At 45.0% G+C, this 16,285-nt stretch carries 14 protein-coding genes; 6 read left to right on the forward strand and 8 right to left on the reverse strand.

Annotated elements, in window-relative coordinates; all coding sequences use genetic code 11:
- Window positions 1-19: 19 nt before the first annotated feature.
- From L4C44_RS10435 to rlmA, 3 genes are all read right to left on the reverse strand, one after another.
- Window positions 20-373, reverse strand: a complete 354-nt coding sequence (locus tag L4C44_RS10435; protein ID WP_029405548.1) for a hypothetical protein — start codon at window positions 371-373, stop codon at window positions 20-22.
- A 265-nt stretch (window positions 374-638) separates the two neighbouring features.
- Window positions 639-1,592 carry a ChaN family lipoprotein gene (locus tag L4C44_RS10440; RefSeq protein WP_285953182.1) on the reverse strand — a complete coding sequence of 318 codons (954 nt, stop codon included), beginning with the start codon at window positions 1,590-1,592 and terminating at the stop codon, window positions 639-641.
- A gap of 75 nt (window positions 1,593-1,667) precedes the next feature.
- On the reverse strand, window positions 1,668-2,483 hold the full coding sequence (rlmA, locus tag L4C44_RS10445; protein WP_428804981.1) for a 23S rRNA (guanine(745)-N(1))-methyltransferase: 816 nt from the start codon (window positions 2,481-2,483) through the stop codon (window positions 1,668-1,670).
- 205 nt (window positions 2,484-2,688) lie between these two features.
- Between rlmA and L4C44_RS10450 the strand changes: the two genes are divergently transcribed.
- Window positions 2,689-3,657, forward strand: coding sequence for a nucleoside hydrolase (locus L4C44_RS10450; protein WP_428804982.1), 969 nt, complete (start codon window positions 2,689-2,691; stop codon window positions 3,655-3,657).
- 146 nt (window positions 3,658-3,803) lie between these two features.
- Here L4C44_RS10450 and L4C44_RS10455 read toward each other — a convergent pair whose 3' ends face one another.
- Together L4C44_RS10455 and gap are read right to left on the reverse strand one after the other, a co-directional pair.
- Window positions 3,804-4,688, reverse strand: coding sequence for a D-hexose-6-phosphate mutarotase (locus tag L4C44_RS10455; RefSeq protein WP_428804983.1), 885 nt, complete (start codon window positions 4,686-4,688; stop codon window positions 3,804-3,806).
- 243 nt (window positions 4,689-4,931) lie between these two features.
- The gene (gap, locus tag L4C44_RS10460; protein WP_017630988.1) at window positions 4,932-5,927 is read right to left on the reverse strand and encodes a type I glyceraldehyde-3-phosphate dehydrogenase; all 996 of its coding nucleotides are present in this window, start codon (window positions 5,925-5,927) and stop codon (window positions 4,932-4,934) included.
- 319 nt (window positions 5,928-6,246) lie between these two features.
- On the opposite strand from gap, the gene msrB reads away from it, so the two are divergent.
- A complete protein-coding gene (gene msrB / locus L4C44_RS10465; protein ID WP_428805016.1) occupies window positions 6,247-6,684 on the forward strand; it encodes a peptide-methionine (R)-S-oxide reductase MsrB in 438 nt (145 codons plus the stop codon).
- Window positions 6,685-6,856: 172 nt separating this feature from the next.
- On the opposite strand, the gene L4C44_RS10470 is transcribed toward msrB, so the two are convergent.
- The gene (locus L4C44_RS10470) at window positions 6,857-7,663 is read right to left on the reverse strand and encodes a DUF2989 domain-containing protein (protein ID WP_146492304.1); all 807 of its coding nucleotides are present in this window, start codon (window positions 7,661-7,663) and stop codon (window positions 6,857-6,859) included.
- A 113-nt stretch (window positions 7,664-7,776) separates the two neighbouring features.
- Between L4C44_RS10470 and L4C44_RS10475 the strand changes: the two genes are divergently transcribed.
- The gene (locus tag L4C44_RS10475) at window positions 7,777-8,058 is read left to right on the forward strand and encodes a YeaC family protein (protein ID WP_146492272.1); all 282 of its coding nucleotides are present in this window, start codon (window positions 7,777-7,779) and stop codon (window positions 8,056-8,058) included.
- A 104-nt stretch (window positions 8,059-8,162) separates the two neighbouring features.
- Here the strand turns inward: L4C44_RS10475 and ansA are convergent, their stop codons facing one another.
- Window positions 8,163-9,179 carry an asparaginase gene (gene ansA / locus L4C44_RS10480; protein WP_060982262.1) on the reverse strand — a complete coding sequence of 339 codons (1,017 nt, stop codon included), beginning with the start codon at window positions 9,177-9,179 and terminating at the stop codon, window positions 8,163-8,165.
- Between the two features lie 118 nt (window positions 9,180-9,297).
- Window positions 9,298-11,148 carry a signal peptide peptidase SppA gene (gene sppA, locus L4C44_RS10485; RefSeq protein WP_428804984.1) on the reverse strand — a complete coding sequence of 617 codons (1,851 nt, stop codon included), beginning with the start codon at window positions 11,146-11,148 and terminating at the stop codon, window positions 9,298-9,300.
- A gap of 279 nt (window positions 11,149-11,427) precedes the next feature.
- Here sppA and L4C44_RS10490 point away from each other — a divergent pair, with 279 nt between their 5' ends.
- The 3 genes from L4C44_RS10490 to L4C44_RS10500 all read left to right on the forward strand — a co-directional run bounded on the left by L4C44_RS10490 (window position 11,428) and on the right by L4C44_RS10500 (window position 16,285).
- Entirely contained in the window at window positions 11,428-13,437 is a 2,010-nt protein-coding gene (locus L4C44_RS10490) for an NADPH-dependent 2,4-dienoyl-CoA reductase (protein WP_048660802.1), read from the forward strand.
- A 207-nt stretch (window positions 13,438-13,644) separates the two neighbouring features.
- Entirely contained in the window at window positions 13,645-14,193 is a 549-nt protein-coding gene (locus tag L4C44_RS10495; protein ID WP_428804985.1) for an NAD(P)H nitroreductase, read from the forward strand.
- A 115-nt stretch (window positions 14,194-14,308) separates the two neighbouring features.
- Window positions 14,309-16,285: a DNA topoisomerase III gene (locus tag L4C44_RS10500; RefSeq protein ID WP_428804986.1), complete on the forward strand. Its 1,977-nt coding sequence runs from the start codon at window positions 14,309-14,311 to the stop codon at window positions 16,283-16,285.

Genomic DNA, 16,285 nt, shown 5'->3' on the forward strand with positions numbered 1-16,285 from the left:
CGGTAACAGGAGAGTAAAGTTAGATTAAAGCGAGTAGGATGCCACCAACGGTTGCCGCTGCGGATAAGTATTGCCCTGCTGAATAAGAACCATCGTCCTCTTCTTCAATCTTATCTGGATGATCCATACCTAAAGCGCCATGAGCAAATGACTCTACCTTATCGGTAACGGTCGCGTTTTCAGCTTCGACTTTTTTGGCTTCTTTATCGATTTCTTTAAGTGCAGATAATAGAGCTTTGCCTTCATCAGAAAGCTTGACGGTATTTTGTTCAACCTTAAGAGGTGCAGGCTGTTCAGCTTCAGTGCTTTTAGCTTGTGCATTCATTTGCGAAGGTGAATACAGCTGAGTATTACTCGTTCCTACTGGCGTCATATCGCCCTCCTTACCTATCCTTAAATATAGTATCGGCAGAGGTGTGAAAAACTTGTGCAATTAATCATCGATAGTGATGTTTTTTATTCGCACATTACATTTTCTTCTGCTTGGTTAAATTGTCTATTTACTAAGCAAGTCCTGTGCCGATAAGAATGTTTGATTTTAGATAGAGTTAGGATGAATGACGGGAACGTGATCTAGTTCTGACGATGGACTGATTATCTAGGATTAGTCCATCGACTCTTTAGCTTAGAAGAATGGTTTAGTCACATTCTAGGCTAGCACTGCGTTTTGACAGGTGCTTGTATGCCTTCATTCGGTTCTCTTTCTTAACAAAGCGAGCCGGTGGCGAGAGAACTTCAAGCTGATAATCGCTGTTATCCGATGTGATCTCTTCAACTGGGCTGATGATGGCGATTTTCAAATCAGGGTTACGGCGTAGAATTGATGCCGCCGTCCCTAAACCACCCTCGGTGTGGAACATGCCTGCTACATGAATCACTTGTTTATTCGGATTCGACGCTAGGTAATCCACAATTGATTCAGCCATGGTTTCATCCCAGGTTACTTGAGCGGCAAACTGCTTTTCTGTTTGCTCTGGCGTGCCGTGATGCATAGAAGCCATGAACTTTTCTTTGTATGGGCTATCGCCAGTATCCACTTCTGCAGCAATCCATAGGCGTTGCTCGGTCGATAATTGGTCTAGGTAAGGCAATCCTTTACGGCCAATGCACTGAACGAATGGCTTTGGTGCATTTGCCGCAATAACATCGACGTCGTTGGCTTTTGAGAACTCAACTAACGCGCGGTAATCACTTTCGTAATTTGGCCACGCCGCTGCTTGAGACATGAGAATTTGTTCGCCAATTTCACCGTTTAAGTATTGGTCGAGTGTGGTTTGGTGCTCTCGAGTGAACTGTTCCATTGAAAGTGTAATGTTTGATGTTGCATTGCGGCGCGCTTTTAAGAAATCAGTTTGAAAGCGGTGGATGGCGGAGTGAGTATGCCATTCGCCAATAAGAATGACGTCAGCGTCTAGCAACTCTTGAGGTAAAGCGTTAAGTGAGAGTGCTTCGCCTTGTGGTGAGGCAAACTGGTAATCGTAGTAGGTGGAAACGGTTTCCGGTTGAACCACTTTTTGAGAAGTGTTTTCTGAGGGTTGATTAGCACAAGCTGTGAGAAGAGTGGCTAATCCGGTAAGAATAATACGTCGCATGAAATGCCTCCTTGAAGAACACGCATACTAAAGGAGGCAAGATGAGATTTCAATGCAAACGATAATCAATATCAATTAAACCTGTTTGCGATACACTCTTAGCATAAAGTCAGCTTCACAGTTGAATTGCTCTGCGTTGGTGAGTTGTTGTTTAAACTCTTCAGTCGCTTTCCAAGCAAACGGCGTCATCTGTAGTAGGTCGAATGCATCTGACCCCGATAGTTCCATCATATAGTTTAGATGCTCTTGGTGTTCAAGCGTAAAACCTTCGATCAATTCAGGATCTTCATCGTGTAAACGCACACCATCATAAATGGCGTCACGCAACTGATATAGGTGTCGGCTTGCCGGTGTTACTGTAATCACGACACCATTGTCTTTAATTGTACGTTGGAGCTCTTCTGCCTTACATGGTGCATAAATGCGCAGAATGCCGTCTAAGCTGTTTTCTGCAAAGGGTAGGCGATGGCTAGAGGCAACAGAGAAGTCGACTGCTGGGTAGCGTTTAGCGGCGTATTTGATAGCAATCTTAGAAATGTCTAGACCAAAAATAGCACCGTTCTTATCTTGAAGATTCAACGCGATTTCATTGGTGTAATACCCTTCACCACAGCCAATATCCAATAGGCTAGGTGCAGTTTCTGGCAGGTAGTTTGAACATAGTTCGACTACTGCTTGGCGCATAGGATTGTAATGGTTGCCTTCTAGGAAACGACGACGTGCTTGCATCATCTCTTTGTTGTCACCTGGATCTTTTGAACGTTTATGATGTGCAGGCATCAAGTTGACATAGCCTTCTTTCGCTAGGTCGAACTGATGGTTCTTTTCACACTTAAACGTACGATCGTGTTGAGATAAAGGTTGGTGACACAAAGGGCATTGGTAAGTCATGACGATCTCAGAGGCATATAGTTGGGCGCAGATTCTATCAAAAAGGTCAGCATCAGGCTAAATAAAAAAGCCAAGAAGACCAGTCATTAGAGTGGTGATTTTACGGCTTATCATAATAAAAATCATAGCTTAGGTTTAGGTCACGTTTATCTCCGTTTTTTCTGGGTATCGTCTACCTTTCCCTACTGTTTAATTAGAAGCTGATATGACAAAGAAAATCATCCTAGATACAGATCCGGGCATCGATGATGCAATGGCCATCCTATTTGCAGAGGCTCACCCTGAGATTGAGCTCATGGGCATTACTACGGTTTATGGTAATGCGACGATAGACAATGGTACTCAGAACGCACTCTATTTGAAGCAGAAATTTGGTATGAAGGCGCTTGTAGCAAAGGGTACTGATAAGCCCTTGGTTAGAGATCCTGTTGGAGCTACGGTTGTGGTGCATGGCGAAGCGGGGTTTGGTGATGTTAAAGCACCAAGTGCGCTAGAAGTTACAGCGATTGAAAAGCCGGCTTATCAGTTCATTATCGACAGTGTTCGAGCTGAACCGGGAGAGATTACACTCGTGGCCGTTGGGCCTCTCACTAACCTTGCTCTGGCGTTGGAAGCTGACCCTGAAATCGTCGACTTAGTAAAGGAAGTGGTCATTATGGGCGGGGCCTTTGGTGAAAATGACCACAGAGGTAATGTGACTCCATTTGCCGAAGCGAATATACACGATGACCCTCATGCAGCCGACAAGGTATTTACTGCCTCATGGCCTGTTGTGATTATCGGTCTTGATGTTACTGAAGAGAGTTTTTTTACTCGCCAATACCTTGATGATCTGCGAGACGAAGCAGGTGAGGTGGGACAGTTCATCTGGGATGTTAGCCGTTACTATTTAAAGTTCTATTCCGAAAAAGTGGGAATGGAAGGGTGTCATGTTCATGATCCATCAGCGATTGCTTATGTCATCCAACCTTCTTTGTTTGAATGTCGAAGTGGTGCGGTTAGGGTTGTCACGGATGGCCCTGCGGAAGGTATGACGATTCAAAAAAGCGATCAACGTAGCTATATGAATGATGAATGGAGTTCGTTCCCTGCACAAAAAGTGGGTGTCAAAGTGGACGACACGGCGCTGCTGTCACTCTATAAAGAAACGTTAGTTCAATTTTCACAGAGCTAAGCCTGCTATTAAGCACGCGATAGTTCTAATCGTATAGAACTAGGTACTTAACAGCCATAAAAAAGGCCGGGGTTAACCGGCCTTTAATGTGTCTCACTGTACTTAATTGGTTACTGAATAGCTTACTTAACTATTTACCGAACCGGTTACTGAGCAGCAAGCACTGTAATCAACTGGTGGCTTTCGCCTGGCTGCAGTGTTTTGCCTGCTTCTAGGCTTGGTGCGTGCAGTGTTGATTCAACACATAGCATGGTTAGGTAACCATCGTCTTGCATGTCGCCCATACTAGTAGCGCCTTCCGCCCACGGGTTCCACAATACTGCAGAGTTATGGCCGTGGTTTTCAACCGTTAGAGTACGATCCAGCTTTTGGTCAGCAACAAAGATTTGCGCTTCTGGCTGAGTGTAAACGCGGTCAATCGTATCGGTTAATACAAGCTCAGCACCGCCTTGGCAGATCTTGCCACCTTGCAGGCTATCAATGTACTCAGCACCCATACCTGTGGTGGTTGTGCTGTGAATATCGCCAACATTTAGGTAAGTGTGCAGCGCGCCAGAGAAAGTCCATGGCTGTGAATCTGTGTTCTTCACATCTAATGTTACTTTCAGTTCATCGCCAATCTCAACATTTAGGCGCGCATCGAACTGATGAGGCCATACTGCCAGCGTCTCTTCACTAGGTTTAAGACCTAAGCTTACAATCACACCAGCTTCGCTTTCGCGGTGCTCAACTAATTGCCACTCGCTTGAACGAGCAAAGCCATGTGCAGGAGCTGCAATGCGGCCAAACCAAGGCCAACATACTGGAATACCACCGCGCAGTGCTGTTTTGCCATCAAACTTAGCTTGTTGGCTCATCCAAATAAGGTCTTCTTGGCCTTGTGGTTGGAACGACACGACATGGCCGCCAAACAGTGAAATCGCTGCGTTTGCTTTATCGTGGATAACGCGAACCAGTTTTACACCTTCGTGTTCAACGATAGTGACGTTGTCAGAAAGTACAGCCAGTGCAGGTAGAGTTGATAAATCCATTACATGATCCTTCTAAGGAAATTGAATTCAAATGCTGACTAGAGCGGTGCTTGTATTTCTATGAGTAACAAGCAAGAGTCAGTATTAGAATTGAATTTTGCGTTTGGGCCATCTCGATGAACTTAGATAGACGCGGTTTAAAAGATAGCAGGTATTAAAAAGGCGACACTAAGGTCGCCTTTTTCAAAGTCTGCTCAAAACAGTCTTCGCTAATGCTTATCTAAAGCTATTTCTAAAAAGAAATTACTTAGAGATGTGAGCGATTAGGTCTAGAACTTTGTTTGAGTAACCGATTTCGTTGTCGTACCAAGATACAACTTTAACGAATTTGTCAGTTAGAGCAACACCAGCTTTAGCATCGAATACTGAAGTTTGAGTTTCGCCGATGAAGTCTTGAGAAACAACTTGGTCTTCTGTGTAACCTAGAACGCCAGCCATTTCGCCTTCAGAAGCTTCTTTCATTGCAGCACAAATTTCTTCGTAAGATGCAGCTTCTTTTAGGTTAACTGTTAGGTCAACTACAGATACGTTAGCAGTTGGTACACGGAAAGCCATACCAGTTAGAAGGCCGTTTAGTTCTGGAAGAACAACGCCTACAGCTTTAGCAGCACCAGTTGAAGATGGGATGATGTTTTGAGAAGCACCACGGCCACCGCGCCAGTCTTTAGCAGAAGGGCCATCTACAGTTTTTTGAGTTGCTGTAGTAGCGTGAACTGTAGTCATAAGACCAGACTCAATGCCCCACTTATCGTTAAGTACTTTAGCGATAGGTGCAAGACAGTTAGTAGTACAAGAAGCGTTAGAAACGATGTCTTGACCAGCGTAAGATGCTTGGTTAACGCCCATTACGAACATTGGAGTTGCATCTTTAGAAGGACCAGTAAGAACAACTTTCTTAGCACCAGCAGTGATGTGCTTACGTGCAGTCTCGTCAGTTAGGAAAAGACCAGTAGCTTCAGCAACAACGTCTACGTTGATTGCGTCCCACTTAAGTTCTTCTGGGTTACGCTCAGCTGTAACACGTACAGTTTTACCGTTAACGATTAGGTTACCGCCTTCAACTTCAACAGTACCGTTGAAACGGCCGTGAGTTGAGTCGTACTTAAGCATGTATGCCATGTATTCAACGTCGATAAGGTCGTTGATACCAACAACTTCGATGTCATTGCGCTCTTGCGCTGCACGGAATACGAAACGACCGATACGGCCAAAACCATTAATACCTACTTTGATAGTCATTGTAGTTGCTCCACAACTTAATTTCTGATTAAAGATAACTGGTAGTAAAATTACAGAATCCAGTATACATCTGCAATAGATAATCCGACTTAACTTGTTTAATGTCAAAAAAAAGCGACGCTTTTCTTAACAATTGGGTGTAAGTGGTTGAAAATTGACCATTGCGAGTGGCTCTGTACCCTTCCAGTTGGGTAAAATACCCCTAAATGATGATTCACTTATGAGTGTATATGTACAATGTTTTCTAGTGAGAAAGTATGTGCTACAAAACGACTCATATGCAAGCCTTTATAGAAAAAAGTAAATATAATAAATGAGAATGTGGAGAGATATTAACGTGATTCAAAAGGGAGGAAATATGATAAAGCCTGATGAATACTGGCGTGAACGCCTATCAGACGACGAGTTTGCAGTATGTCGTCAACGTGGTACTGAAGCCCCATATAGCGGTAAGTTACTGCACAACCAAGACACAGGTGTCTATAGCTGCACATGCTGCGAAAGCCCTTTGTTTCTGTCGGATAACAAATATGACTCTGGGTGTGGTTGGCCAAGCTTTGATGCCCCAGTAAATGATGAAGCAGTACGCTATATAGAAGATCTAAGTCACGGAATGAAGCGTGTAGAGATCCGTTGTACCGCTTGTGATAGCCATTTAGGTCACGTTTTTCCTGATGGTCCGAAGACCACTGGTGAACGGTTCTGTGTTAATTCAGTGTCGTTAATTTTCAACAAAAATGACGAAAGTACGAAATAACTTGTAACTATTGTCTAATCCTTACAGGTCGCATTTGTCGATTTAGGAATGCTGAAACGCCCAAGATTTCAGATTTAACTCTAGTACAAATAAAAACAGCTACCAAAAAGGTAGCTGTTTTTTTAAAGCAGGTGAATAAGAAGCTTAAGTTAGAACACTATAAATGAAGCGATCAGTAACTCGGGACGATTGAAGGGCTGTAGACCCCATCCTCAATAGCTTCGACAATTTTGTCTGCGTCTTTATTTAACTGTTTGTATTTTGAATCTTCAAAACGATAGAGAACGGCCAGTTCCGCTTCTGATGCAATTGGTACATCAAACTCTTTGGCAACCATCGCCCAGACATACGCCTTTTCCATATGGCCCAAGCTGTGATTGATGCTGGCCATTGACTTAAAGATCTCTGTATTGACGGCAGAGTTGCTCGACAACGTTAAGGCATTATTAAGCAGCTTAAGTGTTTTAGCATGATCTCTGGTGGTATAGAAGGTTGCTAAGGCATATTGCATCTCTGCCGTGTTTAACGCTTCTGTGCCTTCCAGTTGTAGGAAACTGCGTCTTGCGTTGGTGTCTCCAGTTTGCGACCACAAGAAGTAAAGCGTTTCCGGTGTATCAGATTGCGATAGCTCACCAACAATGCGCTCAGACTCTTCAATACTGTGCATTAAAGAGGTAAAGCGGCGCTCTTGCAGTTTAGATTGGTCAATAGTTTCGATCTGAGCTGCGAGCTCTAGGCACTTTTTGTAAGCAGTGACTAATTCGAACTCTTTAATCTTATTGATTTCGGAGGGGTGTTTCTGAACTTCAAATCGATGCCAGATAAGATCGGTACGTGCGACACGACATTGCCCATCGTTCATGTTCAATTGTTCACACTGAAGGCCCGGGTTGCTTTGGCACAGTTGATCGGTATTTTTGTTTCCTTCAAGACACCCAACCAGAGTGAAAGGCAATAGGCTAATCGCCAACCATTTCATAATTTTCATATTCCTTCACTTGTGATCAAATGCACTTATTATCGGTCAGGTTCTTGACTCAATTCTGTTACGGGTTATTTTCTGGTGAAAATTGTTAAAACTAAGGCTTTACCATGGATGCAGAACAACTTCTTAGCGCAATGACACCCGAGGTCTACGAACGTTTAACTTATGCAGTTGAAACGGGTAAATGGCCAGAAGGTACGGCGCTCTCAAAAGAGCAGCGCGACTCGTGTATGCAAGCGGTTATGTTATATCAATCTAAACATAACTCTGAAGCTCAACATATGACAATTGCAGCTGGTGGTGAGATTAGCTTTAAATCTAAGTCTGAACTAAAGAAACAGTTTAAATCAGATCAAGACGATATTGTTAGGGTTAACCCTAATCATTAGGCTTAAATTACAACAAAGGGGTGGTAATGTGCCACCCCTTTTACTTTAAGCCGTTTATTTATAAGCAATAAAACGATTTAGTTCACGTTAAGTGGCTAACAGACTTATAAGCTCATCTCGCCACGCAACACTTGTTGCATTTGAGTTTTCACTTCTTCGTAGCTTAGATTTTGGCTTAATAGGTAGTGAAGTTTCGCTAGTGCCGCTTCCGGAGTCATATCATAACCACTGACAACCCCAGCTTCTGCTAAAGCACAGCCCGTCGCATAGCCACCCATGTTCACTTTACCTGCTAAACATTGAGTTAGGTTTACCACGATAACTCCACGCTCTGATGCGTCTTTTAGGTGCTGAAGTAGTTCTGGGTTTTGTGGTGCGTTACCCACACCAAAAGTAAGTAGAATCATTGCGTTAACAGGCTGCAATAGTGTGTTGCGGATCACTTCATGTGATATGCCAGGGTACATAGTGATTACGCCGATAGGTTGCGGAGTAATATTATGAACCTTGAAAGCACCTTCAGGCTGCTCGTTTACCTTTACGTTATTGCTGATTTGGATATTGATACCCGCTTCTAGCAATGGGTTCAGATTTGGAGAAGTAAACGCATTGAAGCCATCAGCGTGTGATTTTGTGCTGCGGTTACCACGCATTAACTTGTTGTTAAAGAACAGCGTCACTTCGTTTATTGGGTAGTTTGCAGCAATGTGTAGCGCATTCAGTAGGTTTGCTTGTCCGTCTGAACGAAGCTCTGCTAATGGGATCTGAGAGCCCGTTACAATCACAGGTTTGCCGAGGTTTTCAAGCATGAAAGACAGTGCAGAGGCGGTGTATGCCATAGTATCTGTACCATGCAGGATAACGAAACCATCGTACTTATCGTAGTTCGCGCGGATGTCATCAGCGATAGTCTGCCAATCAAGTGGCGTCATATCTGAAGAGTCCATTAATGGAGAGTATTCGTGAATGGTGTACTCAGGCATCTCTGGGCGATGGAATTCAGGCATGCCAGCTAGCTGCTTATCCATGAAACCTGCGACTGGAACATAGCCGTGGTCAATAGACTTCTGCATGCCAATTGTGCCGCCGGTGTACGCGATATAGATGTGTTTTCTTTCCATGGCGAATAATACTTAGTGTGATATAGGGAACAGGGGGGCGATTATAGCGAATTATCATGCAATAAAAAGAGGCACCTAACACAGAGGCGCCTCTTGATAATAAAGCGTTGAACTTATCTTATTGAACTTGGCAATTTAAGCAGAAAGCGTAGCGGCCTTGTGGGTCGTTAAAGTTGCCTAACAGCTGGCTATCTTGAGCTAACTGTTGAGTAACAGGCTGTAAACTGCTTGGTATCATCGATTGAATATCAAGGCCTATCGACATCTGAACTTGGTTCATAAATTCTTGAATAAATTGTTCAGTGGCCGAAAGTGGCTCTTCTACCCAGTAGATGTTGTAGCTTTCAAGTTCTGCAAGTGAAGCCGCAGCTGCAACCGCATCATCAAAATCGCCAATCTCATCGACTAAGCCTTTCTGGATTGCATCTTGACCTGTCCATACTCGGCCTTGAGCGATCTTGTCTACAGCATCGACTTCCATGCCGCGATTTTCTCCAACTAGGCTGATGAATCGGCGGTAACCGTTTTCAATGCCCATTTGAAAAGCGTCTTTCGCGCCATCGCTAAGTCCTGTCGTAATACCGATACCTGAGAAAGGTGACGTACCAACGCCGTCAGTGTAAACACCAATATCGTTTAATCCTTTTTCGAAGGTCGTGATAACACTGAAGATACCAATCGAACCGGTGAGCGTGGTTGGTTGCGCTAGGATCTTATCCGCACCCATCGAGATCCAGTAACCACCTGAAGCAGCAAGGCTCGACATCGACACAACAACCGGTTTACCTGCTTGCTTGATCGCTTCTATTTCATTGCGGATCACTTCTGAAGCAAATGCGCTACCACCTGGGCTATCTACACGAAGTACAACGGCTTTCACTTTATCGTCATTACGCGCTTGGCGAAGTAGGGCTGCAGTAGTATCACCACCAACCGTACCACGCGGCTGTTTACCATCCATAATTGCGCCGCTAGCAACAATCACGGCGACATCGTGTGACTCACTGGTCATGTCTGGAAGCATGGTTGCAAGGTATTCGTAGTAACCAAACGCGTTGTAGCTGTCTTGACCGTCACTGCCGAAAACATCGGCAAGCTCTAGTCGAACTTGTTGGCGTGTCGCTAGCTCATCCACTAAGCCAAGTTTCTCAGCCAGTTTTGCAATGTCACCGTCCACAGACTCAAGTTCTTTCAAGAACGTTTCCATGCTTGGGTTCAGTGTTTTAGCATCGATCTGACGGTTGTTGCTGACGTCATCAACGTACGCACCCCACAGTTGGCTTAACCAACGAGAAGCGGACTCTTTCGCTGCATCTGACATGTCGTCACGAATGAAGGGCTCGATAGCTGATTTATAGGTACCAACACGGAACACGTGCGTATTTACGTCTAGCTTCTCTAATAAGGTTTTGTAGTAAAGCGAATAGGCGCTGTAACCTTTGAGAAGCACACCACCGTCAGGGGACATGTACACCTTAGTGGCGTAACTTGCCAGGTAGTATTGGCTCTGGTTGTAGAAGTCACCTACCGCATAAATCGGCTTACCCGACGCTTTAAACTCATTTAAGGCTTTAGCAATGTAACGCAGTTTAGTTAGATTGGTCTCTGGCAGCTCTTTAAGTGCTAAAACAATACCCGTTACATTATCGTCGTCTTTTGCGTAGCGAATCGTTTCAACGATATCAAACAGGATGTTTTCTTTTGGAAGGTCTTTGCCTAGCAGCGAACCCGTGACCGAATCCATCGGGTTAATATAGCGGCTTTGCTCTACGATAGGGCCAGACAGGTTAAGTACTAACGCTGATTCTTGTGGAACAGTCGGCTGGGCCGTATCTGAATGGAAGTACACAAAGTAGATGATGGCGATACTGAGTAAAAAGAAAAGGTTTACCAGCGCAAGACGCACAAACGTGATGAGCTTCCAAATCCCTTTAAAGATCATGCCTATAAATTTGAATATTTTTTTCATTCTGTCTCCGCAGTGAGATCACGTCGCTTTAACAAGCCGTAGTACCATTAATCTCAAAAATATGAACTGCTTAGTATCCTACGATAATTCCCAAGCTCAAACTATACCAAGAATTGTTAATCGATATATATTCTCATTAAGTGTAGTTAGATTAAGAACTTTTGAACGATTAATACATCCTGCATTATGATCGGTGTTACAAAAATGTAAACGGCTGTTTGAACTTTTGGTAATTGAGTTATATTGTGGTCTGACCACAAGGATATAATAATAGAAGTGATGTCTGCCATGTACCCACATTTACTTGAACCACTCGATCTTGGTTTTACTCAATTACGTAACCGTGTATTGATGGGATCAATGCACACAGGTTTAGAAGAAAATAAAGAAGGCCTGCATAAACTCGCCGCGTTTTATGAAGAGCGAGCAAAAGGAGGCGTTGGCCTTATTGTTACCGGTGGTTTTTCTCCTAATTTACGTGGCAGATTGACCCCATTTAGTGCTGAATTCAGTAAAGTGAAGCACGCAAAAGCTCACCAAGTTGTTACTGAAGCCGTGCACAAGCATGGCGGTAAAATTGCCCTTCAGTTGCTGCATGCTGGCCGCTATGCAATGCACCCATTCGCGCAAAGTGCTTCTGGTATTAAAGCGCCAATTGCTAAGTTCGCACCTAGCGAGATGAGCCCTCGTCAGATCAAAAAGACCATTGGTGCCTTTGCCAATAGTGCCGAGCTCGCTCAAGTGGCAGGTTACGACGGCATTGAGATCATGGGATCGGAAGGTTACTTGATTAACCAGTTCATCTGTAAGCGTACCAACATGCGTTACGACGAGTGGGGCGGTTCTTACGAGAAGCGTATGCGTTTCCCTTTAGAGATCGTTAAATCGATTCGCGAAGCGGTGGGTAAAGATTTCATTATTATTTTCCGTTTGTCGATGCTTGATTTGGTTGAGCAAGGCAGCACGTTTGAAGATGTTGTTCTTTTGGCTCAGAAGCTAGAAGAAGCGGGCGTGACTATCATCAATACTGGCATTGGTTGGCATGAAGCTCGTGTTCCGACTATCGCGACACAAGTACCACGAGGTGCTTTCTCTTGGGTGACGGAAAAAGTGAAACCATACGTGTCGATCCCAGTGGTGACTTGTAACCGAATCAACACACCAGAAGAGGCCGAGCGTATCCTCAGTTCAGGACAGGCCGACATGGTATCAATGGCGCGTCCATTTTTGGCTGACCCTGACTTTGTTAATAAAGCCGCTCAAGACCAAGCTCAGTTCATCAATACCTGTATCGGTTGTAACCAAGCTTGTTTAGATAACGTGTTTAAAGGTAAACGTGCGAGCTGTTTGGTTAACCCACGAGCTTGTTACGAGACTGAAATTGTTGTTCAACCTGCTCAAGCCACTAAGACCATTGCGGTTGTCGGTGCAGGCCCCGCAGGCTTGGCTTGTGCGACGACATTAGCGCAACGTGGACACAAGGTTGACTTGATAGAGAAGAATGACCGTATCGGTGGACAATTCAGACTGGCAATGCAGATTCCGGGCAAAGAAGAGTTCAGAGAAACGATTCGTTACTTTGCTAACCAAATCGATGCATCAGGTGTGAACCTGAAACTGGATACCGAAGCAACGTTTGAGATGTTGCTGAAGTACGATGAAGTGGTGATGGCGGCAGGAGTTGAACCGAGAAAGCTCGATATTGAGGGCATCGACCAAGAAAACGTAGTCGATTACCAAACCTTGATTCGCGAAAAGACACCAGTAGGCGAAAAAGTCGCGATTGTTGGTGCTGGTGGTATTGGTGTCGATGTGGCAACCATGCTAACCGAGCCTACTTCTCACAGTTTAGATGACTGGCTGCATGAGTGGGGCATCGATAAGAATATGGAACACCCAGGTGGTTTGTATCCTTACCCGGATTCATTCAGCGATAAGACAGTCTGGGTAATGCAGCGTAAAGCGGGTCGTGTTGGTAAAGGCCCGGGCAAAACCACAGGTTGGATTCATAAACGTACGCTAGAAAAGCGCGGCGTGAACCTACTGGGTGGCGTGAGCTACAACAAGATTGATGACCAAGGTCTGCATATCAGTATTGGCAAGAAAGAACAGGTCCTCGATGCCGATTCCGTTATCGTATGTGCGGGCCAGGTGTCAGTTCGACCATTCGAAGATATGTGGCAAGAGTTTGGTGGCAAACTGCACGTGATAGGCGGTGCCGATTATGCCGGTGAGCTAGATGCAGTACGTGCTATCCGTCAAGGTGTTGAGCTAGCTATTAAGTTATAGAATCATCTATCAAACTGTAATCTTATCGGTAGATATTGTTACTTAGTTTGCTGAGCTAGATTTTGAACAAGGCTCCTAAGTCATAGATTTAGGAGCCTTTATTGTTTCTAATCTAGGCCAAATGGCTAGTCGTTGAGATTTATTATCGTTTGTATTCTGTGCTAAAGTTCAAGTATACAAATAATAAAGAAATAGTAAGGACTTCAAATGGATGCTTTGGATCTATTGCTCAACAGGCGCTCAATCGCAAAACTCTCTGATCCGGCACCTGAAGGTGTAGCGTTAGAAAATATCATCAAAGCGGGCTTACGGGCTCCAGATCACGGCGCACTAACACCTTGGCGCTTTGTTATCGCGCAGGGTTCAGGTCTACAGAAGCTTTCAGACATATTGGTGCGTGCCGCTGAAGCGGATGCAAGCGAAGAAGCGGTTATCGAGAAAGTAAAAAAAGCGCCGTTCCGAGCTCCAATGGTGATTACCGTTATTGCAAAAGTTACCGAGCACGAAAAAGTGCCCGCGTTCGAACAACATCTGTCTGCGGGTTGCGCTGCACAAGCCATGCAAATGGCTGCTGTCGCGCAAGGCTTCCAAGGCTTTTGGCGCTCAGGTAAATGGATGTTCCACCCAGAAGTACACCAAGCATTTGGCCTAGAAGGCGACGACGAAATTGTTGGTTTCCTATACCTTGGCACTCCAGGCTGTACACCAATGAAAGTGCCAGAGCGTGACTTCTCAAAGTTCGTTGAGTTCTTGTAAAGAGCGTTGAAGCTTGAATAGTGGAATGCTAACTGTATAAACAACCAGTTTTTCTTGATTTCTAGGGGTCACATTAGATAATGTGGCCCTAATTGTTTGTAGCATCTGGAAAAACATGTCTCGCCTTATTATTGCTGAAAAACCAAGCCTCGGCCGCGCGATCGCTGCTGCACTGCCTAATCCACAGAAGAAAGACCAAGGGTTTATCAAATGTGGCAATGGCGATGTGGTGACTTGGTGTATTGGACACTTATTGGAGCAGGTTGAGCCAGACGCTTATGACGACCGCTACAAGAAATGGAACCTAGCCGATCTCCCTATCGTGCCAGAGCAATGGCAGCTAAGACCACGCAAGACTTCAAGTAAACAGCTCACGGTGATCCGAAAGCTATTGAAGGACGCCACTCAAATTGTTCACGCCGGAGACCCGGATAGAGAAGGACAGTTGCTGGTTGATGAAGTGATCGATTACTGCAAGGTCTCTAAGGCCAAGAAAGAGTCGATGGACAGGCTACTGATCAGCGACTTGAACTTACCTGCTGTAAAGCGTGCACTTTCTCAAATGCGTAGCAACCGCGACTTTATCCCACTGTCTATTTCCGCTTTAGCACGCTCTAGAGCCGATTGGCTGTATGGCATGAACATGACTCGCGCTTATACCTTGCTTGGTCAAAAGGCTGGCTACCAAGGCGTGTTGTCGGTAGGGCGAGTGCAGACTCCAGTACTTGGTTTGGTTGTAAGACGTGATGAAGAAATTGAGAATTTTTTTCCTAAAGATTACTTCACTTTACATGCCTTGATTCCTTACCAAAATAACGGGCAGAGCTTTGATATTCGTGCTCGCTGGAAACCGAGCGAAGCGTGTAAGCCGTGGCAAGATGAAGAAGGGCGCGTGCTCAATCGCAAGTTGGTTGAGAACGTGGCTAACCGAATTGCGAATCAACCCGCGACGGTAACGGAATCAGAGCAAAAGCAAAGTAAACAAGCTGCGCCACTGCCTTACTCGCTGTCAGCACTGCAGATTGATGCGTCTAAGCGTTTTGGTATGAGTGCTCAGCAGGTTCTCGACACGTGTCAGTCGTTGTATGAGAAACACAAACTCATCACTTACCCGCGTTCTGATAGTCGCTATTTACCTAAAGATCACTACTCACAAAGAGAGTCGGTAGTGGATGCTATCGCTAACAATGCGAAAGAGCTGCAAAGTGGTGCTCACGGTGCGGATCTTTCTCTTAAATCAAAAGCCTGGAACGACAGTAAGGTCGATGCTCACCACGCAATAATCCCAACACCAAAGAAATCATCGGTGAATGGTTTGTCTGCCAATGAGATGAAAATCTATCAGCAAATCGCTCGCCAATATCTGATGCAGTTCTACCCACCGGCTGTGTTTGCGGATGCTAAGTTAGTGTTTGATATCGCTGGTGGTGTGTTCATTGCGAAAGGACGTCAGCTTATCAACCCAGGTTGGAAAGTGTTGATGGGGAAAACGGACACCGAAGAGAAAGGTGATGGCACGGATACGGTTCCTCCATTGGATAAAGGTACGGTGTTGACGTGTCGTGAAGGCGTGATTGGTGATAAGAAAACCGAGCCACCAAAATATTTTACTGAAGCGACCTTGCTACAAGCGATGACAGGTATCGCGCGTTTTGTTGCGAACAAAGACCTCAAAGCCATTTTGAAAGAGACTGATGGCCTTGGCACTGAAGCGACTCGTGCGGGTATTTTAGATACGCTATTCAAAAGGCAACTGCTAACGCGCCAAGGTAAGAGTATTCATAGTAGCCCTGCGGGGAGAGGCTTGATCCATGCCTTACCTGAGGATTCGACCTTTCCAGACATGACGGCGCATTGGGAACACCAGTTACAAGGTATGGCCGAGCGTAACCAAGCGTACCAACCTTTCATGCAAGCGCTAGAAAGCAAGATTGATGGTTTGATGGGCAAGGTAAAAACGGGCGAAGTTCCTGAATCTCTGCGTCATCTTCCTAAAGTTGAGAGACCCGCTTTTAAACGTCGTAAAGGCGGTGGTGCGAAGAAAGCTTATGCCAAGAAAGGTACCTATGCTAAGAAAGGCACTAAAAGCTAG

This window comes from Vibrio satsumensis (genome assembly GCF_050337435.1).
Classification (GTDB): Bacteria; Pseudomonadota; Gammaproteobacteria; order Enterobacterales; family Vibrionaceae; genus Vibrio; species Vibrio satsumensis.

Excerpts from the sequence above, each read along its gene's own strand:
- L4C44_RS10435 (WP_029405548.1), bottom strand. The coding sequence starts at position 373 with ATGACGCCAGTAGGAACGAGTAATACTCAGCTGTATTCACCTTCGCAA.
- L4C44_RS10440 (WP_285953182.1), bottom strand. The coding sequence starts at position 1,592 with ATGCGACGTATTATTCTTACCGGATTAGCCACTCTTCTCACAGCTTGT.
- rlmA (WP_428804981.1), bottom strand. The coding sequence starts at position 2,483 with ATGACTTACCAATGCCCTTTGTGTCACCAACCTTTATCTCAACACGAT.
- L4C44_RS10450 (WP_428804982.1), top strand. The coding sequence starts at position 2,689 with ATGACAAAGAAAATCATCCTAGATACAGATCCGGGCATCGATGATGCA.
- L4C44_RS10455 (WP_428804983.1), bottom strand. The coding sequence starts at position 4,688 with ATGGATTTATCAACTCTACCTGCACTGGCTGTACTTTCTGACAACGTC.
- gap (WP_017630988.1), bottom strand. The coding sequence starts at position 5,927 with ATGACTATCAAAGTAGGTATTAATGGTTTTGGCCGTATCGGTCGTTTC.
- msrB (WP_428805016.1), top strand. The coding sequence starts at position 6,247 with ATGTGGAGAGATATTAACGTGATTCAAAAGGGAGGAAATATGATAAAG.
- L4C44_RS10470 (WP_146492304.1), bottom strand. The coding sequence starts at position 7,663 with ATGAAATGGTTGGCGATTAGCCTATTGCCTTTCACTCTGGTTGGGTGT.
- L4C44_RS10475 (WP_146492272.1), top strand. The coding sequence starts at position 7,777 with ATGGATGCAGAACAACTTCTTAGCGCAATGACACCCGAGGTCTACGAA.
- ansA (WP_060982262.1), bottom strand. The coding sequence starts at position 9,179 with ATGGAAAGAAAACACATCTATATCGCGTACACCGGCGGCACAATTGGC.
- sppA (WP_428804984.1), bottom strand. The coding sequence starts at position 11,148 with ATGAAAAAAATATTCAAATTTATAGGCATGATCTTTAAAGGGATTTGG.
- L4C44_RS10490 (WP_048660802.1), top strand. The coding sequence starts at position 11,428 with ATGTCTGCCATGTACCCACATTTACTTGAACCACTCGATCTTGGTTTT.
- L4C44_RS10495 (WP_428804985.1), top strand. The coding sequence starts at position 13,645 with ATGGATGCTTTGGATCTATTGCTCAACAGGCGCTCAATCGCAAAACTC.
- L4C44_RS10500 (WP_428804986.1), top strand. The coding sequence starts at position 14,309 with ATGTCTCGCCTTATTATTGCTGAAAAACCAAGCCTCGGCCGCGCGATC.